Genomic DNA, 21622 nt, shown 5'->3' on the forward strand with positions numbered 1-21622 from the left:
TTCCTGAAAAAATGCGGGCCGCCATGGATCTGCAAAATCTCAGGCAAAACGCTTCAATTGCACCCGTGGCTTTTAAGCTTCCAGCGCTTCTGCCACCGTCCAGCCAAGATCGCGCCGGATCTGCTCCAGCGAAGGCAGCGGGACCGGCCGGGCCAGGCGCTCGGCCATCCAGCTCCGCACCTGTTCTTTGGTCGGCCGCTTGATTTCGCCGCTGCTGCCGAGGGCCGGCTTCGGGCAGGCCGCGGCTTCATCGATGTAGGATTTCATGATCAGTTCATCCTCTTCCACACACGGGTTGCTTACTGGGCCTGCTTCAACTGTTCCAGGATGGCCGGGTTCTCCAGGGTCGAGATATCCTGGGTGATATCGTCGCCCTTGGCCAGGACGCGCAACAGCCGCCGCATGATCTTGCCCGAGCGCGTCTTGGGCAGGTTGTCGCCAAACCGCAGTTCCTTGGGCTTGGCGATCGGGCCGATTTCCTTGCCCACCCAGTCGCGCAATTCCTTGGCAATCTGCCTGGCCTCTTCACCGGTCGGGCGACTGCGCTTCAGCACCACGAAGGCGCAGATCGCCTCGCCCGTGGTTTCATCCGGCTTGCCCACCACCGCGGCTTCCGCCACCAGCGGATGCGCCACCAGGGCCGACTCGATTTCCATGGTCCCCATGCGGTGACCCGAGACATTCAGCACATCGTCGATGCGCCCGGTGATGGTGAAATACCCCGTGTCCTTGTTGCGGATCGCCCCGTCGCCCGCCAGGTACAGCTTGCCGGCAAACTCTTCCGGGAAATAACTCTTCTTGAAGCGTTCCGGGTCATTCCAGATCGTGCGGATCATCGAGGGCCAGGGCCGCTTGACCACCAGGATGCCGCCCTGGCCATTGGGCAGCTCATTGCCCGTCTCGTCGACGATGGCCGCCATGATCCCCGGCAAGGGCAGCGTGCAGGAACCCGGCACCATGGGTGTTGCCCCCGGCAAGGGCGAAATCATGTGGCCGCCAGTCTCGGTTTGCCAGAACGTGTCGACAATCGGGCATTGCTCGCGGCCGATGTGCTTGTAGTACCACATCCACGCTTCCGGGTTGATGGGCTCGCCCACCGAGCCCAGGATGCGCAGGGAAGACAAGTCGTACTTCGAGGGATGGATAGCGGCATCGGCATCGGCCGCCTTGATCAGCGAGCGGATGGCCGTGGGCGCGGTATAGAAAATGCTCACCTTGTGGCGCGCGATCATGTCCCAGAAACGCCCGGCGTTCGGGAAGGTCGGCACGCCTTCGAAGACCACTTGCGTGGCGCCCACGGCCAGGGGGCCATAGGTGATGTAGGTGTGGCCGGTGACCCAGCCGATGTCGGCGGTGCACCAGAAGATGTCGGCCGGCTTGATGTCGAAGGTCCATTTCATCGACAAGGCGGCCCACAGCAGGTAGCCGCCGGAAGAATGCTGCACGCCCTTGGGCTTGCCGGTGGAGCCCGAGGTATAGAGGATGAACAGCGGATGCTCGGCATCGACCCATTCCGGCTCGCACGCCTCGGCCTGGTCGGCCACCAGCTCGTGCAGCCATAGGTCGCGCCCGGCGTTGAACGCGATATTGCCGCCGGTGCGGCGATAGACGATGACATTTTTGATGGAGTCGCAACCGCCCAGGCCCAGCGCTTCATCGACGATGGCTTTCAGGGGCAGTTGCTTGCCGCCGCGCAGCTGCTCGTCGGCGGTGATCACGGCCACTGCGCCGGCATCGATGATGCGTTCCTGCAGGGACTTGGCGGAAAAGCCGCCGAACACCACCGAGTGGGTGGCGCCGATGCGCGCGCACGCCTGCATGGCGGCAATGCCTTCGACCGACATGGGCATGTAGATGACGACGCGGTCGCCCTTCCGGATGCCCAGCGACTTCAAGCCATTGGCAAGCTTGCAGACGCGCTGGTGCAATTCGCGGTACGTCACCCGGGTGACGTCGCCGCCATCGGCTTCGAAGATCACCGCGGTCTTGTCGGCATTGCCATTGGCCAGGTTGCGGTCGAGGCAATTGTACGAAACATTCAGTTCGCCATCGCCGAACCACTTGTAGAACGGCGCAGCCGATTCATCCAGGGTTTGCGTGAAAGGCTTGTGCCAGTCGAGGTTTTCGCGGGCGAGCCGGCCCCAGAAACCGGCATAGTCCTGCTCGGCCTCGGCGCACAGGGCGCGGTACGCGTCCATGCCGGATATCGCGGCATCTTTTACCAGCGCCGCCGGCGGGTTGAATACCCGGCTTTCCTGCTGCGCGTTGTCAATCTGGGGCATCGTCTTCTCCTGCACTACTTATGTTGTTATACGTAAAAATAAAAAACATGCTCGGCATCCACGTTCATCCCCCGGGCAAACCAGGATGAGCAGATTTTTCTTGCCGTCATCCGATCAGTATCAGATTCGCCGCTTCCGCCAGTTGCCGGTTTTCCTGATCGGTAAACAAGCGCGAGCGGGTCAAAAAGCGTTTGCCGGTGCCGTTATCGAGCGCAAACATGCCGCCATTGCCATCGACGACGTCAATGATGAGTTGTGTGTGCTTCCAGTATTCGAACTGGTCCGATCCAATGTAAAACTTGGCGCCGTCCAGGTCTCCGAGATAGACATCGGTCGTGCTGACATTGAATTCACCAACCGAATAGCATTGCGGCGCGCTGCCATCGCAGCATCCGCCCGATTGAAAGAACATCAATGGCCCGTGCATTTGCCGCAGCATGGAAATGAAATCGAGCGCAGCCTGCGTTGCAATTACGCGTGGAATGTGTGTGCTTGACATGATATTTTTGGCAACATGAACGAAATAAGTTATCCCGCCGCGCCGCAGCGGGCACCTCATGCGATTGAGTAGCAGCACGCCCTGCTTGTGACAAGGCGCGCCCTACCGTTTCACACCATTTCAGTGTTTAGAAAAAGCCCAGCGCCTTCGGGCTATAGCTGACCAGCAGATTCTTGGTTTGCTGATAGTGTTCCAGCATCATCTTGTGCGTCTCGCGGCCAATGCCTGATTGCTTGTAGCCGCCGAAGGCCGCATGCGCCGGATACAGGTGGTAGCAGTTGGTCCACACGCGCCCCGCCTGGATGGCGCGGCCAACGCGGAAGGCGCGCGAACCGTCACGGGTCCACAAGCCGGCGCCCAGGCCGTACAGCGTATCGTTGGCAATCGCCAGCGCCTCGGCTTCATCCTTGAAGGTGGTCACCGATACCACCGGCCCAAAGATCTCTTCCTGGAAGATGCGCATCTTGTTGTTGCCGGCAAAGACCGTCGGCTTGACGTAGTAGCCGCCGGCCAGGTCGCCCGCAAGCTTGTTCTGCTCGCCGCCGATCAGCACCTCGGCGCCTTCCTGGCGGCCGATGTCCATGTACGACAGGATCTTTTCCATCTGTTCATTGGAGGCCTGGGCGCCGATCATGGTGCTGCTGTCGAGCGGGTTGCCCTGCTTGATGGCGGCTACCCGCGCAATGGCGCGTTCCATGAATTTCTCGTAGATCGATTCCTGTACCAGCACGCGCGACGGGCAGGTGCAGACTTCACCCTGGTTCAGGGCAAACATCGCAAAGCCTTCCAGGCACTTGTCGAAGTAATCGTCATCGGCATCCATGATGTCGGCGAAGAAGATGTTGGGCGATTTGCCGCCCAGCTCCAGCGTCACCGGGATGATGTTTTGCGCGGCGTATTGCATGATCAGGCGGCCGGTGCCGGTTTCGCCCGTGAAGGCGATCTTGGCGATGCGCTTGCTGGTGGCCAGCGGCTTGCCCGCTTCCAGGCCAAAGCCGTTGACGATGTTGAGCACGCCCGGCGGCAGCAGGTCGCCGATCAGTTCGATCAGCACCAGGATCGAGGCCGGCGTTTGCTCGGCCGGTTTCAAGACCACGCAATTGCCGGCGGCCAGCGCAGGCGCCAGCTTCCACACCGCCATCAGGATGGGGAAATTCCAGGGAATGATCTGGCCGACCACGCCGAGGGGCTCGTGGAAGTGGTAGGCATAGGTTTCCGAATCGATCTGCGCCACGCTGCCTTCCTGGGCGCGGATGCAGCCGGCGAAGTAGCGGAAATGGTCGATCGCCAGCGGGATGTCGGCCGCCATGGTTTCGCGGATGGGCTTGCCATTGTCGATGGTCTCGGCGGTGGCGATCAATTCCAGGTTCGCTTCCATGCGGTCGGCCATCTTGTTGAGGATGTTGGCGCGCTCGGTGAGCGAAGTCTTGCCCCAGGCAGCGCGGGCAGCGTGGGCAGCGTCCAGCGCCAGTTCGATATCCTCGGCGGTGGAGCGGGCGATTTCGCAAAACGGCTGGCCGGTGATCGGCGTGATGTTCGGGAAGTACTCACCCTTGACCGGCGCCACGAATTTGCCGCCGATGTAATTGTCGTAGCGTTGCTTGAACGGGTTCTTGATCCCCAGCTTGCTGATGTCTGCCAAATTCATTTCTGCCTCCTAAGATTTATTGGAACTACACGTTGATTGGAACAGGTGCTGCTAACACCTTCCTCTTTCGCAATCGGCGTGCCAGCTTGCCAAATCCCTGCAAATCCCCCGCAAACCCGCGCCGCGCCGAGGTCTTGCCGACAGCGCCCGATTGTTGGCCGCAGCCGCGCAGCGTGCCGTTTTGTTTTTTTATGAACAACAGGATCGGCCAGGTGTACCAATTTGTAGCAACTGTCCACTACCCTGGTCATGCAAAGGTCGAGGGATGCCGCAATCACGCCAGCAATTGCATATAGAAAAAATGCAGGCCCGGCGACGCGCGTCGCACAGTGCCTGCATTTGCGGAAGGGAAGTGGAATGTCAGGGCCTGATCGCCGCCACGCCATGCTTCGAAAATATCTTTGCCAGTTCGCCGGACGCCGTCAGTTCATCGCTTGCGGCCTGCAGCAGCCTGGCCAGCTCGGCCTGGTCTTTTTTCACCGCCATGCCAACCACCCAGCCCTGCCGCGGCAAGCGCGGGAAGCTTACATCGTGGACTTGATAATTCGGGTCGCGCCCCACCGCCGATTCAATTTCCGAACGGTTGGCCAATACTGCGTCAAGGGCGCCGGCCTGGAGTTGCGCCAGTGCCTCGGCGGCAGTCGGATAGATCCGGACTTGCTCGCGGTACTTGCCGCCATCCTCGCCCAGCAGCACGACGGCCGAGATTGAAATCTTTTCGACGCCGATTTTTTTTCCGGCGAGCGACGCCAGGCCGTCGTAGCTGGGCACGGTCGCCACGCGGCGCACCAGCTGCACCGCGTCGCGGTAATACGGCGCAAAAATTTCCACCTTCGGATTTTCTGCAATCAGGTGCCGGTCCACCGGCACATGCAGCAGCACGTCGGCCGGACCGTAGCCAAGGTAATGCCCCTTCCACACCATGTTGCGCAAATCGTCGCCGAGATTTTCACCGGCCGGAAATGGCAGCAGCGCCAGCTTCAACCCCAGCTTCTTTGCCAGCGCCTCCGCCAGCTCGATATCGATGCCGCGGCCACCGGCCGAAAATGGCACCAGGTCGTCGTAGACCGCCACTTTCAAGGTACCCGACTGGCGGATTTTTTCCATGTCGGCATGAGCTGGCAGTGCCAGCGACCATGCCAGGAAAATGACCATCAACGCAGCCATGCTGCGAAAAAAGAACTTGGGCATGCTTGTCTCCAATGCGTTGGGCACCCGCCTGTGGCGGGCACATTGCTGAGACGGGGGATTTCCCCGCCTTGCAGGCTTACTTGGTTGCGCGACGCGTTTCCAGGTAGGCCTTCAGCGCCCACACCGCTTCCTGGCTCAACGTGCCCTCGAACGGCGGCATGTATACCGCGCCGTTGCGTACCTTGCCCTGACGGACCGAGCTGGCGAAATAGGCATCGTTCTCCTTGAAGCACGCCTGCTTTTTGGCCTCGTTTTTTTGTCCCATGCAGTCGCGGTCGAGCAAGCGCAGGTCGGGGGCGATCCCGCCGGAAATCGCCTCCAGCCCGTGGCAGCGCGCGCAGTTCTGGGTGTACGCCGAGGTGCCGATCCGGACTGCTTCGGTATTGCCCCGATAGGGATTTTCAGCGGCCCACTTGTCGCCCAGCTTCGGCAACGACTTGGTGTCGACTGCCTGCGGCGTGACGTCGCCATGCGCGGCGGCCGGCAGCGTTACCGCGCCCAGGGCGGCAAAGATGGAACTGATGGCGATGATGCGTTTTGCGAGATTCATGATGACTCCTCCTATTGGTTTTGAAATGACTGGAGGCATCTGTGCAATTGCCATGCCAAGCGTTTTAGGCAGCTTGGCACCCGGGCATTGATTCGTTTTGGAACAGGTGTTGCATTTGCGAGCACAACAATCGCAAAAAATGAAACAGCCAACGGCGAAAACGGCCGGACAGGCTAAAAATCGCGCCGGCACTGGTGGTTCAGCGCTTTTTTACCGGGTGGCATGGTTTGTGCGAATTAGCGCTTGTTATGAACCGTGTTTGGAGCAGGCGCCACCATGATAAAAGAATCCCGCGAACGTTCCATCGCTTACGGCCTTACCGAGAGCGCCATTCCCGACTTCAGCCCGGTGAACCGCACCGACCTGACGCTGGCCATCGAGCAAAACCGGATCTTGCACACGCATGCGCTGCCGGTGATGGAAACCTTGTATGAGCAAATCATCAACACCCACAACATGGTCATCCTGACGGATGCGCACGGCCTGATCGTGCATACGCTGGGCGATGACGATTTCCTGGAGAAAGCCAACCGGGTCGCGCTGCAGCCGGGGGTGGCCTGGTCGGAACAGAGCAAGGGCACCAATGCGATCGGCACTGCCATCGCCGAACAGGCGCCGGCCCAGGTCCACGCCAACGAGCATTATCTGATTGCCAATCATTTCCTGACCTGCTCAGCAGCGCCGATCTTCGATTCGGAAGGCAGCGTGATCGGCGTACTCGACGTCACCGGCGACCAGAACAGCTTTCACAAGCACACCATGGGGCTGGTGCGCATGTCGGCGCAGATGATCGAAAACCAGATGTTTTCCGCCGCCTTTTCGGACGCTATCACGCTGCGTTTCCATAGCCGGCCGGAATTCATCGGCACTCTGATGGAGGGCATCGCCGCCTTTACCCAGGGCGGGCGCTTTTTGTCAGCCAACCGCTGCGGCCTGTTCCAGCTCGGCTTGCCTCTCAACTCGCTGAAGATGCATACCTTCAGTTCGCTGTTCGGCTTGCCGGTGTCAGCCCTGTTCGACCATTACCGCACCGCCTCTCCGGGCTTGCTGAACTTGTGCATGCATAGCGGGGTTCGGGTCTATGCGCGTGCACAATTGCATCGGGCGAACATGTTCTTTCAGGCAGAGCCGTTGCCCGCTGGCGCATCCGAGCGCAGCGCACCGCCGCAGGCACAGGCTGCACAGCGCGTCGACCAGCAGGCGACACGCCGCCTGTCGAGCCTGCATTACCTCAATACCGGCGATGCCCAGATCGCCGCCCTGATCGAGAAAGTGAACAAAGTGCTCGGACGCGATATCGCGATCCTGGTCACCGGCGAAACCGGCACCGGCAAGGAATTGCTGGCGCAAGCCATCCACAATGATTCGCCGCGCGCAAACAGCCCCTTCGTTGCCGTCAATTGCGCCTCGATTCCCGAGACGCTGATTGAATCGGAGTTGTTCGGCTATGAAGACGGCGCCTTCACCGGCGCCCGCAAGAAAGGCAGCGTCGGCAAGATCCTGCAAGCCAATGGCGGCACGCTGTTCCTGGATGAAATCGGCGACATGCCCCTGAGCCTGCAGGCGCGCCTCTTGCGCGTGCTGCAGGAGCGCATGGTGACGCCGCTGGGCAGCAGCCGTTCGATCCCCGTCAACGTAGCGCTGATCTGCGCCACGCACCGCAACCTGCGCGAACTGATATCCGCCGGCGTGTTTCGCGAAGACTTGTACTACCGCCTGAACGGCTTGGTCGTGAAACTGCCGCCCTTGCGCGAGCGCAGCGACCTGGAAGTGGTGGTCCAGCGCTTGATCGTCTCGGAAGCCGATGGCATGCAGTGCACCGTGTCGGCCGAGGTATTGCAGTTATTCAAGCGGCACAACTGGCCCGGCAACTGCCGCCAGCTGACCAATTTGCTGCGCACCGCCATCGTCATGGTCGGCGATGACCGCGAAATCCGTCGCGAGCACTTGCCGGACGACTTCCTGGACGATATCGACGCAGTGCGGCAAGGCGAGAGCACGCAAAGCACTCGGATCGGCGCAGAGGTATACGCGCCGATGCCGGCATCGGCCACGCTCGACGATGTCGAAATATCGCTGATCCAGAAAGCCCTGGCAGCGCACGGCGGCAATATTTCAGCCACCGCGCGCGCGCTGGGGGTTTCCCGCAACAAGATTTACCGCAAGATCCCGCAGCAATAAACGTCAATACCACAAATACTAAAATCTCCGGAGACATCTGATGCCCCACTCTACCCTGCCGCGATCACGGCGCCGGCACGCCACTGCCTGTACGCCGCCCCTGCTTGCCGCCGTCCTCTGTGTTCCTGCAATGGCGCAGACAGGCGAGCCTGCGGCGCGACCTGAAACCACCCTGGCGCCGATCGCAGTCGTGGCAAAGATGTCTGGGCCGGGAATCGGGATTGAACGCGACCTGCTGCCGTATCCGGTGCAGACCGCGTCCGCCGGCGCGCTGCGCCAGGCGCAGGCGGGCAACCTGATCGACTTCATGGCGACCAGCCTGACCGGCGTCAACGTCAACGAAGTCCAGGGCAGTCCGTTTCAGAACGACATCACCTTCCGCGGCTTTCGCGCTTCGCCGATCCTCGGCTCGGCCCAGGGCCTGTCGGTGTACCTCGACGGCGTGCGCGTCAACGAGCCGTTCGGCGACGTGGTCAACTGGGACATGCTGCCGGAGGCGGCGATCGCCGACCTGACGCTGGTGCCGGGGTCGAACCCCTTGTATGGCTTTAATACGCTGGGTGGCGCGCTGGCTTTCACTACCAAGTCGGGCCGGACCCATCCCGGCATGGAAGCCGAAATCTCCTACGGCAGTAATGCCAGAAAGCGCATCGACGCCGGCTACGGGGCGCGCTTCGACAATGGCATGCACGCCTTCGTCGCCACCACCCTGTTCGACGAAAATGGCTGGCGCGAGCATTCGGCCGGACGCATGGGCAACCTGTACGCCAAGGTCGGCCGCGATTCGGGCCAGACCCAATGGGATATCTCGGCACTGCATGGCGAAAGCAAGCTGATCGGCAACGGCCTCTTGCCGAGCTACCGCTGGGCCAATGGCACGCTGGCGAACGGCTTGTATGAAAGCGACCGGCGCGCGGCCTACACCCACCCGGATCAAACCCGCAACCGACTGCAGCAGGCAGCCTTCAACCTGCGTCACTGGATCGATGATGACACCGAACTGTCGGCGCTGGCCTATGTGCGCCGCAGCCGGCGCGACACGCTCAACGGCGACGTCAACGGCGATTACGAAGCGTATGCGGAAGATTGCGAAGACGGCTTCAATGCCGACGGCAGCGCGGCAGAGCCGGACGACTGCGGCTTTACCGCGGCGCAAGGGGCGGCGCAGCACAATGCGGTATTGAACCGCACGCATACCCGCCAGACCAGCGCCGGCCTGGCCCTGAACCTGTCGCGCCAGACCGGGCGCCATCAATTCGCTGTCGGCGCCAGCCTCGACCAGAGCCGCGTCAGTTTCGCGCAAACCCGGCAAGACGCCTGGTTCGACGCCGGTCGCGGCGTACAGCCGGACGCGCTGGCGCCGGAAGTGGCGTCGTCGTCCGTCACCGGCAGTTCACAGGCGTTCGGACTGTACGCCACCGATACCTGGCAGCTGGCGCCGGCGACCCACCTGACGGCATCGGCGCGCTGGAACCACGCCCGCGTCTCCAATACGCTGACGGGCCAGAACGGCCTGCAGCCGAAGGAGACTTTCAATTACAGCAAGCTCAATCCGGCCATCGGCCTGACGCACAAGCTGTCGCCCGGCTTGACCGTGTTTGGCGGGGTGTCGCAAAGCAACAGGGTGCCAACCGTGATCGAGCTCGGCTGCGCCGATCCGCTGCAAGCGTGCGTCCTGCCCACCGGCTTGCAGTCGGACCCTTACCTGAAGCAGGTGGTGTCACGCACCGTCGAGGCTGGCGTGCGCTGGCAAGCCGGCGGCGCGACGCTGTCGGCCTCGCTGTACCGCGCAATCAACCGCGACGATATCCTGTTCCTGCGCGCCGGCTCGACCCAACTGGGCTACTTTGCCAACTTCGATCGCACCCGCCACCAGGGCCTGGATCTTTCGGCGCGCAAAGAGTGGAAGGCGTTCACGCTGCAAGCGAATTACAGCCTGCTCGACGCCACCTACGATGCAAATGGCCGCCTGTTTGCGGGCGAGCGCACCATCAATGTCGTGCCTGGCACGCCAATCGCCGGCTTGCCGCGCCATACGCTGAAACTTGCGCTGGACTGGAAGCCGGCGCCGGCGTGGCTGCTGGGCGGCGAAATGGTCGCAGTGTCATCGCTGACGACGCAGGGCAACGAAGATGGCTTGCGCACCGACCCGAAAGCAGGCGCCACACCGAAAACTGCCGACTGGCGCATCCGCGGGCATGCCGTTTTCAACCTGCGCGGCAGTTACCGCAGCAGCAAGCAACTTGAACTGTTTGCGCGCGTCCAGAATGTATTCAACCGCAAGTATGAAACCTATGGCGCGATCGGCGCAGACATGTTCCCCGACGGTCAACTACTGCAGCCGCATGTAGCAGCACAAGACGCCGGCGACGCCCGCTTCGTCGCCCCCGGTGCGCCGCGCTCGATCAAGGTCGGCATGCGTTACCACTTTTAGGCGCCGCGCATACCCGCTTACTTCTGCATCACATCCCTGATTGCCAGGCGCAGCGCCGCGAGGACCTTCGGGTCGGCCGGCGTATGCGTGCCATCCTGCACCCAGCGCAAGTCGGCATGCGGCATGAAGCGCTTCAGGCGTTGCGCATTTTCAGGCGGGCAGACCAGATCATGCGTGCCATGGATCAGGATGGTCGGGATATGCGCAGTGCGTCGCGCGCATCGAAACAGCGCGCGTTCGCTGGTGAAACAGGCTTGCGACAGGTAATGCGCCTGCAAGCGGTACTTCGTAATCGTCTGCGCCAAAACGCTTTCCGGCGGCGTCGATCCTAGGCCGCCAGGCACCGTCCGTGAATTCGCGAGTTGTCCCGTTTGCGCAGCCGAAGCCATCATCCGGCGCATGATCGCTTCTTCATAATCGTGCCAGCGGCGGGCTGCATCATTGCGCTGTTCACATGTTCCGTTTTGTAACAGGCCTGTCAGAGATTGGAGCACATTGCGCTGTTGCGCCACGGACCAGCCGGCCGTAAGGCGAGCCCAGGCATCAGGCACTTCAGCTTGCAGGGACTGAAAAAAACGGTGGACCTCGCGTGCGCTTGCCAGAAATGCACCGCGCAGCACCAGCCCGTGCACGGCCGCCGGATAGCGCCCGGCATAACTCAACCCGAGCGTCGCGCCCCATGATCCGCCCACCACCAGCCAGCGCGGAATGCGCAGGTGAACGCGCACCTGTTCGATATCTTCAACCAGGTGCGCGGTGTGATTGTGCGCGGTTTCGCCCAGCGGCACACTCTTGCCGGCGCCGCGCTGATCGAGCAGCACCACGCGCTGGCGCGACAGGTCGAACCAGTCCAGCATCGCCGGCTTGCAACCGCTGCCGGGGCCGCCATGCAGCACCACGGCCGCCGGCGCGCCCGGTTCGCCATATTGGGCGCAATACAGGCGATGGCCACCGCCGACCGCGATATGGCTTTCGCAAAATGGCGCCCTGATGTGCGCCGGCATGGAATTTGCGTTGATAGGCATGGTTGCGAGCAGTTGAGGTCAAGAAGTCATTCAGCCGTAAGCAATCAAGAAATGTACCTACACCAATCAATCATAGGAGATCACCATGCAATGGACCAAGCCTGAATTCACCGACTTGCGCTTCGGCTTTGAAATCACGATGTACATCGCCAACCGTTAATCCGCAGGCGACGGCACGGCTCGGCAAGCTGCCGGACCGTGCCGGCAGCATTATTCACTGAATACTGTCCCGACTGGCGCATCATGAAAATCATCGTACTGGGATCATCCGCCGGCGGCGGCTTCCCGCAGTGGAATTGCAATTGTCGAAATTGCGCAGGCGTTCGCACAGGCGCCATCCGGGCGCAGGCGCGCACGCAATCATCCATCGCCGTGTCGAGCAATGGCAGCGACTGGCTCCTGATCAACGCCTCACCCGACATCCTGGCGCAAATCAGGGCAACGCCGGCATTACAGCCGAAACGACACGCCCGCGACACCGGCATCAAGGCGGTGCTGCTGATGGATGCCCAGATCGACCATGTCACCGGACTGCTGATGCTGCGCGAAGGCGCACCGATCCCGCTGTACTGCACACCTTCAGTGTGGGACGACCTGACCGACGGCTTGCCACTGGTGCCGGTCCTGTCGCATTACTGCGGCGTGCAATGGCATCCGATCGCAGTCGGCGGCGATGGCAACGCGGAAAGCAATGCCTTCCAGGTGCCGGCGCTTGACGGCATCCGTTTGACACCATTGGCCTTGCTGAGCAAGGCCCCCCCTATTCACCGCACCGCGAACAGCCCCTGCCCGGCGACAATCTCGGCCTCATGATCGAAGATACCACGACCGGCAAGCGCCTGTTCTATGCGCCGGGACTTGGCCAGATCGAGCCGCATGTGCAAGCCGCAATGCAACAGGCCGACTGCGTGCTGGTCGACGGCACGCTCTGGACCGCCGACGAAATGATCCGCCAGGGATTTTCGAAAAAAATGGCGGCCGACATGGGCCACCTGCCCCTGTCCGGCGCCGGCGGCATGATCGAGCTGCTCGACGCCATCGGCGGGCAGCGCAAGATTCTCATCCACATCAACAATACCAATCCGATCCTCGACGAGGATTCGGTCGAATGCGCGGACCTTGCCCAACGCGGCATCGAGGTTGCCTACGACGGCATGGAGATCTCATTATGAATACCGCCATCCAGAATGACACTGAAGCCAGGCAGCCGTGGAGCCGCGCCGAGTTCGAGCGCCGCCTGCGCGACAGGGGCGAGGCTTATCATATTCACCACCCCTTCAATGTCAGCATGCGCGAAGGGCGCCTGAGCGCCGATCAGATACGCGGCTGGGTTGCCAACCGCTTTTACTACCAGGTCAAGATCCCGCAAAAGGATGGCGCCATCATCGCCAATTGCCCGGACCGCGAAACGCGCAGGAAGTGGGTGCTGCGCATCCTCGACCACGATGGCTGGGAGGACAACCCGGGCGGCATCGAAGCCTGGTCCCGGCTGGGCGAAGCCGTCGGCATCGACCGTGACCTGCTGTGGTCGCAAAAGCTGGTCGTGCCGGGGGTGCGCTTTGCGGTCGACGCCTATGTCAATTTCGCGCGCAGTGCGCCGTGGCAGGAAGCGGTGTGCTCGTCGCTGACGGAAATGTTCGCGCCGAAGATCCACCAGGACCGGCTTGCCACCTGGCCGCAGCATTATCCGTGGATCGAGCCGGCGGGATTGCAATACTTCCGCAGCCGCATTTCGCTGGCCGAGCGCGACGTGGTACACGGCTTGCAAGTCACGCTGGACCATTTCACGACGCACACGCAACAGCAGCGCGCGCTGGAAATCCTGCAATTCAAGCTCGACGTGCTGTGGTCGATCTCGGACGCGATCGCACTGGAGTATCCGTGAAGCGCGTTTTACCCTAGTTGCCTTGCCTGCCACGCCTGAAAGGTGAATGATGAATGCCCTGTCTGCCACGCCCAAGCTCTCCCGGCTGTTCCGCCTGCAATGGGAGCCGACGCAAAACAATTATGTCTTGCTCTACCCGGAGGGCATGGTCAAGCTGAACCAGAGCGCCGCTGAAATCCTGAAGCGCTGTGACGGCGCGCGCGACATCCCCAGGATCGTCGACGACCTGGAACAGACCTTTGCCACCACGGGACTTTCCGGGCAAGTCAACGATTTCCTGCAATCGGCCCACCAGCGAGGCTGGCTTGTCTAGCGCCAACGCAATCGACGCCGGCGCCGCCGGACAGAGTGCAGCCGTCAGGCCGCCCTTGTGGCTGCTGGCCGAGCTGACCTACCGTTGCCCGCTGCATTGCGTGTTCTGCTACAACCCGCTGAACTATGCCGAGAACCGCAATGAACTGAGCACTGCGCAGTGGATCGACGTCATGCGCCAGGCACGCGCGCTCGGCGCAGCGCAGCTCGGCTTTTCCGGCGGCGAGCCATTGTTGCGCGACGACCTGGAAGAGTTGATCGCCGAAGGCTACCAGCTCGGCTACTACACCAACCTGATCACGTCCGGCATCGGCCTGACCGAGGCGCGCATTGCGCACATGAAGGAACTCGGCCTCGACCACATCCAGTTGTCGTTCCAGGACTCGACCCGCGAAATGAACGATTTCCTGACCAGCACCAGGACTTTCGACCTGAAGTCGCGCGTGGCGAAATTGATCAAGCAATACGACTACCCGATGGTCCTGAACGTGGTGCTGCACCGCTACAACCTCGACCATGTCGGCCGCATCATCGACATGGCGCTGGAAATGGGGGTCGAATACCTGGAACTGGCCAATACCCAGTACTACGGCTGGGCGCTGGCAAACCGCGCGCAGCTTTTGCCGACGCGCGAGCAGCTGGAGCGCGCGGAAAGCGTGGTCAATGCCTATCGCGCGAAGATCGGCACGCAAATGCGCATCCTGTTCGTGGTGCCGGATTATTTCGAGGAGCGCCCAAAGGCTTGCATGAATGGCTGGGGCTCGGTGTTCCTTGCGGTCGCAGCCGATGGCGCGGCGCTGCCCTGCCATGCGGCCAAGTCGCTGCCCGGCTTTGATTTTCCCAATGTGACGCAGCAGGACTTGCGCACCATCTGGTATGACAGCGACGCCTTCAACCGCTACCGCGGCGATTCGTGGATGAAGGATCCGTGCCGCACCTGCCCCGAAAAAGAAAAGGACTTTGGCGGCTGCCGCTGCCAGGCGCTGGCCCTGACCGGCGCGGCCGAGAATGCCGACCCGGTGTGCGCCAAGTCGCCCCACCATGACCAGGTCAAAAACATCGTCCTGCAGGCGCAGCAGTCGAAGACTGCGGCGGCCAACCCGCAGCCGCTGCTGTTTCGCAGCGATGCGAACTCCCTGAGGAACAGTCTTGGGGCTGAAAAAAACGCCGGCTGACGGCGCTGGCGGCGCAGTCGCCCGGGCCTGTCCATCGGTGGATGAAATGCGCCGGCCGTAGAGTCTTCTGGCACGGCGATTGCATTTGTCATGTTTCCACAACCATAGGAGACAGACATGCCATTCCACCCCACCTTGCCGCGCCTGGCCGCAGCCCTGCAGCTGGCCTGGCCGCTGTTATGCGCGCCGGCGCTGGCCGCGCCGTTTGCCTACGTGCCGAATGAAAAATCCGGCACGGTCAGCGTCATCGATACTGCAAGCGATTCTGTGGTCGGCGAGATTGCGGCCGGCCAGCGGCCGCGCGGCATCGCCATCGACACTGCCTCGGGTGCCCTGTTCATCACCGATGCCACTGCCAGCGCGCTGCTGATGATCGATACAGCCGAACGTCGCGTGCTGCGGCAGGCGCCGCTGGGCGCATCGCCCGAAGGCGTGAGCCTCTCGCCGAACCGCAAGCTGGTGGCCGCCGCCGTCGAGGAAAGCAATAGCGTCACGCTCAAGGATGCCGTCAGCGGCGCGCACATCGCCGATATCAAGGTCGAAGGGCACAACCCGGAGCATGCGGTATTTTCCCCCGATGGCCGCGAGCTCTACGTCAGCGCCGAAGATGCCGAACAGATCGACATCATCGACGTCGCCAGGCAGCGCCAGGTGGCGTCGGTCGCGGTCGGCCGGCGCCCGCGCGGCATCGGCTTTTTGCCCGATGGCAGTCGCGCCTACGTCGCCTGCGAACTGTCCGACACGGTGTATGCAATCGACGTCGCCAGCCGCAAGGTCGTCGCCACGATTGCTGCCGGCAAGAGCGCCAACGGGATCACGGTCCATCCCAGCGGCAAGCGAGTCTATGTCTCCAACGGCCGCGACGCCACGGTCATGGTGATCGATACCGCCAGCAACAAGGTGGTCAACACCATCGCTGTCGGCAAGCGCCCATGGAACATGGCGCTGACCCCCGACGGCAACAAGCTGTATGTCGCCAACGGCCGCTCCAACAGCGTGTCGGTGATCGATACCAGGACCGGGTGCGTCACTGCCGAGATCACGGTGGGCGAATTGCCCTGGGGCGTGGTCATCCGGTAAGTAAAAAAAGGGCCGGTGATGCGAATCACCGGCCCAAACTGTCTAAAGAGACAGGGAGACTAATTCTTTGCCGTTTTTTCTTGCTTCCTTCTGATTACTTGCCGGCCAGCTTGAAGACCCAGACCGAACCGCCCTGTTCGAGGAAGTTCACCTTCTTGGCGACTTCGCCACCCCACAGCGGCACGGCGCCGCCCCAACCGGACACCACTGCGACGTACTGCGTGTCGCCTTCCTTCCAGGTCACCGGGGGCGCGACCACGCCGGAGCCGGTCTGGAACTTCCACATTTCCTTGCCGGTCTTGGCGTCGACTGCTTTCAGGAAGCCTTCCGGCGTGCCGTAGAACACCAGGTCGCCAGCGGTGGCCATCACGCCCCCCCACAGCGGCGCATTGTTCTTGACTTCCCAGACAATCTTGCCGCTCTTCGGATCGACCGCGCGCATGACGCCGATATAGTCTTCGTTCAATGGCTTGATGGTGAAGCCAGCGCCCAGATAGGCGGCGCCCTTCTTGTAGGCGACCGGCTCGTTCCAGATATCCATGCCCCATTCGTTGGCCGGCACATAGAACAGGTTGGTCTTCGGGCTATACGCCATCGGCATCTGGTTTTTGCCGCCCAGGAAAGATGGCGCCGAGAACACGGTCTTGCCCTTCTTGCCATCCTGTCCCTTGGTCGGGTCGCCCGGGCGGCCTTCCGGAATCAAGTTTGGCCGGCCGGTCTTCAGGTCGATGCTGGAAGCCCAGGTGATCTTGTTGACGAACGGGAAAGCATTCTGCAATTTGCCATTCTTGGCATCGATCACGTAGAAAAAGCCATTGCGGTCAGCCTTGCCGCCCATGCGCTTGCCATTCATGTCGAAGGTGATGAATTCATTGACACCATCAAAATCCCAGCCATCGTTGGGCGTGGTCTGGTAATGCCACTTGATCTTGCCGGTCGCGACATCGATGGCCACCGTCGAGGCCGAATACAGGTTGTCGCCGGGACGCAGATGGCTGTTCCACGGCGCCGGATTGCCGGTGCCGAAATAAGCCAGGCCGGTGGAAGCATCAAAGGTGCCGCCGAGCCAGGTGGCAGCGCCGCCCGATTTCCACAGGTCGCCCGGCCAGGTGGCGTTGGTGGTGCCGGAAATGCCATTCTCGATTTCCTTGCCATCCTTGTCGTACTTGTAGCCCATGTGGCCTTCGACCATCGGCCGTACCCAGACCAGTTCGCCGGTGCGCGGATTGCGCGCCTCGACCCGGCCGATCACGCCGAATTCACCGCCGGAGACACCGGTCAGGAGCAAGCCCTTGGCAATCAGCGGCGCTGCCGAAGCCGAATAGCCGGCGTGGTAGTCGTCGATCTTTTCCTTCCAGACGACTTCGCCGGTATCCTGGTTCAGGGCCACCAGTTGCGCGTCGAGCGTGGCGAAGATCACCAGGTTGTCATACAGCGCCGCGCCGCGGTTGATGACGTCACAGCAAGGCATGATGCCGTCCGGCAGGCGGTGCTCGTATTTCCACAGCTTGGCGCCAGTCTTGACATCCAGCGCATAGATCCGCGAGTAGGAGGCGGTGACGAACATCTTGCCGTTGTAGATGACCGGCTGCGATTCCTGGCCGCGCTGTTTTTCGCCGCCGAACGAAAACGACCATGCCGGCACCAGTTTCGAGACGGTCTTGGAATTGATCTGGGTCAGCGGCGAAAAACGCTGGCCCTGCTGGCCCATACCCCAGGACAGCACATTGTTCGGCGCCTTGGCGTCGTTTTCAATCATCGCATCGGTCACGCCTGCGGCGTGTACTGCGGCTGACGCGAACGAGACCGCCAGCGCGGCGCCGATCACGGAAATGTTGAATTGCTTTTGCATACCTATCTCCTTTGAGTACTATGAATGCGTTATTTTTTTAGTTGATGCGGTTGAGTAGCAGCGCGCCCTGCTTGTGACAAGGCGCGCCCTACCGTTTCACACCATTTCAGTGTTTAGAAAAAGCCCAGCGCCTTCGGGCTGTAGCTGACCAGCAGGTTCTTGGTTTGCTGATAGTGTTCCAGCATCATCTTGTGCGTCTCGCGGCCAATGCCCGACTGCTTGTAGCCGCCGAAGGCCGCATGCGCCGGATACAGGTGGTAGCAGTTGGTCCACACGCGCCCCGCCTGGATGGCGCGGCCAACGCGGAAGGCGCGCGAGCCGTCGCGGGTCCACAAGCCGGCGCCCAGGCCGTACAGCGTGTCGTTGGCAATCGCCAGCGCCTCGGCTTCATCCTTGAAGGTGGTCACCGATACCACCGGCCCGAAGATCTCTTCCTGGAAGATGCGCATCTTGTTGTTGCCGGCAAATACCGTCGGCTTGACGTAGTAGCCGCCGGCCAGGTCGCCCGCAAGCTTGTTCTGCTCGCCGCCGATCAGCACCTCGGCGCCTTCCTGGCGGCCGATGTCCATGTACGACAGGATCTTTTCCATCTGTTCATTGGAGGCCTGGGCGCCGATCATGGTGCTGCTGTCGAGCGGGTTGCCCTGCTTGATGGCGGCTACCCGCGCAATGGCGCGTTCCATGAATTTCTCGTAGATCGATTCCTGTACCAGCACGCGCGACGGGCAGGTGCAGACTTCACCCTGGTTCAGGGCAAACATCGCAAAGCCTTCCAGGCACTTGTCGAAGTAATCGTCATCGGCATCCATGATGTCGGCGAAGAAGATGTTGGGCGATTTGCCGCCCAGCTCCAGCGTCACCGGGATGATGTTTTGCGCGGCGTATTGCATGATCAGGCGGCCGGTGCCGGTTTCGCCCGTGAAGGCGATCTTGGCGATGCGCTTGCTGGTGGCCAGCGGCTTGCCCGCTTCCAGGCCAAAGCCGTTGACGATGTTGAGCACGCCCGGCGGCAGCAGGTCGCCGATCAGTTCGATCAGCACCAGGATCGAGGCCGGCGTTTGCTCGGCCGGTTTCAAGACCACGCAATTGCCGGCGGCCAGCGCAGGCGCCAGCTTCCACACCGCCATCAGGATGGGGAAATTCCAGGGAATGATCTGGCCGACCACGCCGAGGGGCTCGTGGAAGTGGTAGGCATAGGTTTCCGAATCGATCTGCGCCACGCTGCCTTCCTGGGCGCGGATGCAGCCGGCGAAGTAGCGGAAATGGTCGATCGCCAGCGGGATGTCGGCCGCCATGGTTTCGCGGATGGGCTTGCCATTGTCGATGGTCTCGGCGGTGGCGATCAATTCCAGGTTCGCTTCCATGCGGTCGGCCATCTTGTTGAGGATGTTGGCGCGCTCGGTGAGCGAAGTCTTGCCCCAGGCAGCGCGGGCAGCGTGGGCAGCGTCCAGCGCCAGTTCGATATCTTCGGCGGTGGAGCGGGCGATTTCGCAAAACGGCTGGCCGGTGATCGGCGTGATGTTCGGGAAGTACTCACCCTTGACCGGCGCCACGAATTTGCCGCCGATGTAATTGTCATAGCGTTGCTTGAACGGGTTCTTGATCCCCAGCTTGCTGATGTCTGCCAAATTCATTTCTGCCTCCTAAACGATATGAGATGCGTCTGATTTTTTTAAATTAAGTGCGACGAGCGCACAGGGGTTATGGCAAATGCCGTGCCAGCATGGAGACATCGCAAGGAAATTGAAAAAAAATGGCGGAGACGCAGCAGCTGTCTATAGAGCTGCACGCATTTTTTGATGGGGCGACTGGGACCGGAGGAAAAGCGTCAGCGAACGGATTTGTTCACTTTTGGAACAGGCGGGCAAACAGGTGTATCGAATCAATTCAATCCTGCTGTGCGAGGATGGCACAGCAGGTTTTCATCGGGCGTCGGGCGTCCGGCGATTGCGACGTCAACCGCGGCGCGCCGCCTCGATTGTGGCGATGTCGATCTTTTTCATTTCCATCATTGCGTCGAATGCGCGCTTGGCGGCGGCAGGGTCGGGGTCGGCTATCGCCTTGGTCAGCACGATTGGCGTGATCTGCCAGGACAGGCCCCACTTGTCTTTGCACCACCCGCAGGCACTCTCCACGCCACCGTTGTCGATGATTGCGTTCCAGTACCGATCGGTTTCGGCCTGGTCATCGGTTGCGACCTGAAACGAGAATGCTTCGTTGTGCTTGAACGCGGGGCCACCATTGAGCCCGAGGCAGGGAATCCCCATCACCGTGAACTCCACCGTCAACACATCCCCCTTTTTCCCTGATGGAAAGTCTCCCGGCGCAAGATAGACCGCGCCAACGGATGAATCGGGGAAGGTCTTGGCATAAAATTGCGCCGCCTGCTCGGCGTCGCCATCGTACCAAAGGCAAATCGTATTCTTGGCGTGCTTATCCATGGCAATTCTCCATTGGGTTGAGGTGCCAGATGCCGCAGGAAAACGATATTTTCCGCGTCAAACTGCCAAAATCCTACCATGTCATGCATCAGTTAGCCCGGGATCTCAGGCTCAACCAGATTGGCAAGCTGCACGAGAGACTCTTGCCAGCCCAGGTAGCACATTTCGACGGGGATAAGCTCCGGAATCCCACTTTGTTCGATATCGACCTCCGTACCGCACGACACTGCCTTCAGCGTCACCGTAACCAGCATTTCGCCTGGCAGGTTCGGATCATCGAATTTATCGGTGTATTGAATGAGTTCGCCGGGAACCAGCTGCCGATACAGCCCGCCGAAAGAGTGACCTTGCTCAGTCGAGAAATTTTCAAATGACATTTTGAAGGTTCCGCCGACTTTCGGGTCCATATGGTGAACCTTGCAAATAAAGCCGTACGGTGGAAGCCACTTGGCCATTGCAGCAGCATCTATAAAGGCGCGGTAGATCTTCTCTGGCCTGGTGCGCAGGACACGATGGAGGCGGACAGTTCCAGTAGCCATATTGAAAGCTCCTATCAAACGTACAAAATACGAAATGGACTAGCGCTTGAAGGCTAGAACCAAGACACCAGCGGCCACCAGGGCGATGCCGAACCAATCTCTCGCCGAAGGCCGCTCGCCAAGAAACACAAACGCGAACACCGCTACCAACACGAGACTGAACTTGTCCACCGGCGCGACCTTCGAAGCGTCGCCAATTTGCAGCGCCCGGAAATAGCATAGCCACGAAGCGCCAGTCGCCAATGCCGAAAGCACGAGAAACAGCCAAGTTCTCGACGGCAAAAGCAGCGGGTTGCTCCACTTGCCGGTAACCCAAACAAATATGGCCAGGACGAACATCACGACAGCGGTTCTCACCAGCGTGGCCAGATCCGAGTTTACGCCTTGAATGCCAATCTTCGCGAAAATGGCAGTCAATGCAGCAAACGCGGCTGACAAGACTGCCCAAAAGAACCAGTTATTCGTAGTAGCCATATTTGCACCACCTAAGGTTTGCGATAGCCAGCGGCATTGCCGTCCGGGGCGATT

General features: G+C 61.2%; 19 protein-coding genes and 1 pseudogene. 8 read left to right on the forward strand and 12 right to left on the reverse strand.

Annotation, left to right across the window (positions count from 1 at the left end; all coding sequences use genetic code 11):
* Positions 1–72 precede the first annotated feature (72 nt).
* The 6 genes from EKL02_RS12980 to pedF form a co-directional block, all read right to left on the reverse strand.
* Positions 73–267, reverse strand: coding sequence for a hypothetical protein (locus tag EKL02_RS12980; protein ID WP_128902441.1), 195 nt, complete (start codon positions 265–267; stop codon positions 73–75).
* Positions 268–299: 32 nt separating this feature from the next.
* Positions 300–2282 (reverse strand): acetate--CoA ligase, encoded by a 1983-nt coding sequence (gene acs, locus EKL02_RS12985; RefSeq protein ID WP_128902442.1) that lies wholly within the window; start codon positions 2280–2282, stop codon positions 300–302.
* A 106-nt stretch (positions 2283–2388) separates the two neighbouring features.
* Positions 2389–2781: a DUF779 domain-containing protein gene (locus EKL02_RS12990; RefSeq protein ID WP_128902443.1), complete on the reverse strand. Its 393-nt coding sequence runs from the start codon at positions 2779–2781 to the stop codon at positions 2389–2391.
* A gap of 127 nt (positions 2782–2908) precedes the next feature.
* Positions 2909–4429, reverse strand: coding sequence for an aldehyde dehydrogenase (adh, locus tag EKL02_RS12995; protein ID WP_128902444.1), 1521 nt, complete (start codon positions 4427–4429; stop codon positions 2909–2911).
* Positions 4430–4789: 360 nt separating this feature from the next.
* Positions 4790–5620 (reverse strand): transporter substrate-binding domain-containing protein, encoded by an 831-nt coding sequence (locus EKL02_RS13000; RefSeq protein ID WP_241687711.1) that lies wholly within the window; start codon positions 5618–5620, stop codon positions 4790–4792.
* A 76-nt stretch (positions 5621–5696) separates the two neighbouring features.
* Positions 5697–6170: a cytochrome c-550 PedF gene (gene pedF / locus EKL02_RS13005; protein WP_128902445.1), complete on the reverse strand. Its 474-nt coding sequence runs from the start codon at positions 6168–6170 to the stop codon at positions 5697–5699.
* A 276-nt stretch (positions 6171–6446) separates the two neighbouring features.
* On the opposite strand from pedF, the gene EKL02_RS13010 reads away from it, so the two are divergent.
* Together EKL02_RS13010 and EKL02_RS13015 are read left to right on the forward strand one after the other, a co-directional pair.
* On the forward strand, positions 6447–8351 hold the full coding sequence (locus tag EKL02_RS13010) for a sigma-54-dependent Fis family transcriptional regulator (RefSeq protein ID WP_128902446.1): 1905 nt from the start codon (positions 6447–6449) through the stop codon (positions 8349–8351).
* Between the two features lie 40 nt (positions 8352–8391).
* Complete coding sequence (locus EKL02_RS13015; RefSeq protein ID WP_128902447.1) at positions 8392–10785, forward strand: TonB-dependent receptor; 2394 nt, start codon at positions 8392–8394, stop codon at positions 10783–10785.
* 17 nt (positions 10786–10802) lie between these two features.
* Here the strand turns inward: EKL02_RS13015 and EKL02_RS13020 are convergent, their stop codons facing one another.
* The gene (locus tag EKL02_RS13020; protein ID WP_128902448.1) at positions 10803–11810 is read right to left on the reverse strand and encodes an alpha/beta fold hydrolase; all 1008 of its coding nucleotides are present in this window, start codon (positions 11808–11810) and stop codon (positions 10803–10805) included.
* An 85-nt stretch (positions 11811–11895) separates the two neighbouring features.
* Between EKL02_RS13020 and pqqA the strand changes: the two genes are divergently transcribed.
* From pqqA to EKL02_RS13050, 6 genes and pseudogenes are all read left to right on the forward strand, one after another.
* Positions 11896–11970 (forward strand): pyrroloquinoline quinone precursor peptide PqqA, encoded by a 75-nt coding sequence (gene pqqA, locus EKL02_RS13025; RefSeq protein WP_128903497.1) that lies wholly within the window; start codon positions 11896–11898, stop codon positions 11968–11970.
* Between the two features lie 83 nt (positions 11971–12053).
* A pseudogene (gene pqqB, locus EKL02_RS13030) lies at positions 12054–12982 on the forward strand (pyrroloquinoline quinone biosynthesis protein PqqB).
* Positions 12979–13695, forward strand: coding sequence for a pyrroloquinoline-quinone synthase PqqC (gene pqqC, locus EKL02_RS13035; RefSeq protein ID WP_128902449.1), 717 nt, complete (start codon positions 12979–12981; stop codon positions 13693–13695). Before pqqB ends, pqqC begins: the two are co-directional and overlap by 4 nt.
* Before the next feature lie 49 nt (positions 13696–13744).
* Positions 13745–14008, forward strand: a complete 264-nt coding sequence (gene pqqD / locus EKL02_RS13040; protein ID WP_128902450.1) for a pyrroloquinoline quinone biosynthesis peptide chaperone PqqD — start codon at positions 13745–13747, stop codon at positions 14006–14008.
* Positions 14001–15182, forward strand: coding sequence for a pyrroloquinoline quinone biosynthesis protein PqqE (gene pqqE, locus EKL02_RS13045; RefSeq protein WP_206732390.1), 1182 nt, complete (start codon positions 14001–14003; stop codon positions 15180–15182). The genes pqqD and pqqE overlap by 8 nt, the downstream gene beginning before the upstream one ends.
* Positions 15183–15299: 117 nt before the next feature.
* On the forward strand, positions 15300–16262 hold the full coding sequence (locus EKL02_RS13050) for a beta-propeller fold lactonase family protein (RefSeq protein ID WP_128902451.1): 963 nt from the start codon (positions 15300–15302) through the stop codon (positions 16260–16262).
* Positions 16263–16356: 94 nt separating this feature from the next.
* Here the strand turns inward: EKL02_RS13050 and EKL02_RS13055 are convergent, their stop codons facing one another.
* From EKL02_RS13055 to EKL02_RS13075, 5 genes are all read right to left on the reverse strand, one after another.
* Complete coding sequence (locus EKL02_RS13055) at positions 16357–18114, reverse strand: PQQ-dependent methanol/ethanol family dehydrogenase (protein WP_128902452.1); 1758 nt, start codon at positions 18112–18114, stop codon at positions 16357–16359.
* Between the two features lie 113 nt (positions 18115–18227).
* Positions 18228–19748 (reverse strand): aldehyde dehydrogenase, encoded by a 1521-nt coding sequence (gene adh / locus EKL02_RS13060; protein ID WP_128902444.1) that lies wholly within the window; start codon positions 19746–19748, stop codon positions 18228–18230.
* 321 nt (positions 19749–20069) lie between these two features.
* Entirely contained in the window at positions 20070–20555 is a 486-nt protein-coding gene (locus tag EKL02_RS13065; RefSeq protein WP_128902453.1) for a VOC family protein, read from the reverse strand.
* A 92-nt stretch (positions 20556–20647) separates the two neighbouring features.
* Positions 20648–21094 carry an SRPBCC family protein gene (locus EKL02_RS13070; protein ID WP_128902454.1) on the reverse strand — a complete coding sequence of 149 codons (447 nt, stop codon included), beginning with the start codon at positions 21092–21094 and terminating at the stop codon, positions 20648–20650.
* Between the two features lie 39 nt (positions 21095–21133).
* Positions 21134–21568, reverse strand: a complete 435-nt coding sequence (locus EKL02_RS13075) for an EamA family transporter (protein ID WP_128902455.1) — start codon at positions 21566–21568, stop codon at positions 21134–21136.
* Positions 21569–21622 lie beyond the last annotated feature (54 nt).

This window comes from Janthinobacterium sp. 17J80-10 (assembly GCF_004114795.1).
In the GTDB taxonomy this organism is placed as follows: Bacteria; Pseudomonadota; Gammaproteobacteria; order Burkholderiales; family Burkholderiaceae_D; genus Paucimonas.

Coding starts and splice junctions, on each gene's coding strand:
- adh (WP_128902444.1), bottom strand. CDS start 19,748: ATGAATTTGGCAGACATCAGCAAGCTGGGGATCAAGAACCCGTTCAAG.
- pedF (WP_128902445.1), bottom strand. CDS start 6,170: ATGAATCTCGCAAAACGCATCATCGCCATCAGTTCCATCTTTGCCGCC.
- EKL02_RS13015 (WP_128902447.1), top strand. CDS start 8,392: ATGCCCCACTCTACCCTGCCGCGATCACGGCGCCGGCACGCCACTGCC.
- EKL02_RS13000 (WP_241687711.1), bottom strand. CDS start 5,620: ATGCCCAAGTTCTTTTTTCGCAGCATGGCTGCGTTGATGGTCATTTTC.
- pqqC (WP_128902449.1), top strand. CDS start 12,979: ATGAATACCGCCATCCAGAATGACACTGAAGCCAGGCAGCCGTGGAGC.
- EKL02_RS13055 (WP_128902452.1), bottom strand. CDS start 18,114: ATGCAAAAGCAATTCAACATTTCCGTGATCGGCGCCGCGCTGGCGGTC.
- EKL02_RS13065 (WP_128902453.1), bottom strand. CDS start 20,555: ATGGATAAGCACGCCAAGAATACGATTTGCCTTTGGTACGATGGCGAC.
- EKL02_RS13050 (WP_128902451.1), top strand. CDS start 15,300: ATGCCATTCCACCCCACCTTGCCGCGCCTGGCCGCAGCCCTGCAGCTG.
- EKL02_RS12990 (WP_128902443.1), bottom strand. CDS start 2,781: ATGTCAAGCACACACATTCCACGCGTAATTGCAACGCAGGCTGCGCTC.
- EKL02_RS13070 (WP_128902454.1), bottom strand. CDS start 21,094: ATGGCTACTGGAACTGTCCGCCTCCATCGTGTCCTGCGCACCAGGCCA.
- EKL02_RS13020 (WP_128902448.1), bottom strand. CDS start 11,810: ATGCCTATCAACGCAAATTCCATGCCGGCGCACATCAGGGCGCCATTT.
- EKL02_RS12980 (WP_128902441.1), bottom strand. CDS start 267: ATGAAATCCTACATCGATGAAGCCGCGGCCTGCCCGAAGCCGGCCCTC.
- acs (WP_128902442.1), bottom strand. CDS start 2,282: ATGCCCCAGATTGACAACGCGCAGCAGGAAAGCCGGGTATTCAACCCG.
- adh (WP_128902444.1), bottom strand. CDS start 4,429: ATGAATTTGGCAGACATCAGCAAGCTGGGGATCAAGAACCCGTTCAAG.
- EKL02_RS13075 (WP_128902455.1), bottom strand. CDS start 21,568: ATGGCTACTACGAATAACTGGTTCTTTTGGGCAGTCTTGTCAGCCGCG.
- pqqD (WP_128902450.1), top strand. CDS start 13,745: ATGAATGCCCTGTCTGCCACGCCCAAGCTCTCCCGGCTGTTCCGCCTG.
- EKL02_RS13010 (WP_128902446.1), top strand. CDS start 6,447: ATGATAAAAGAATCCCGCGAACGTTCCATCGCTTACGGCCTTACCGAG.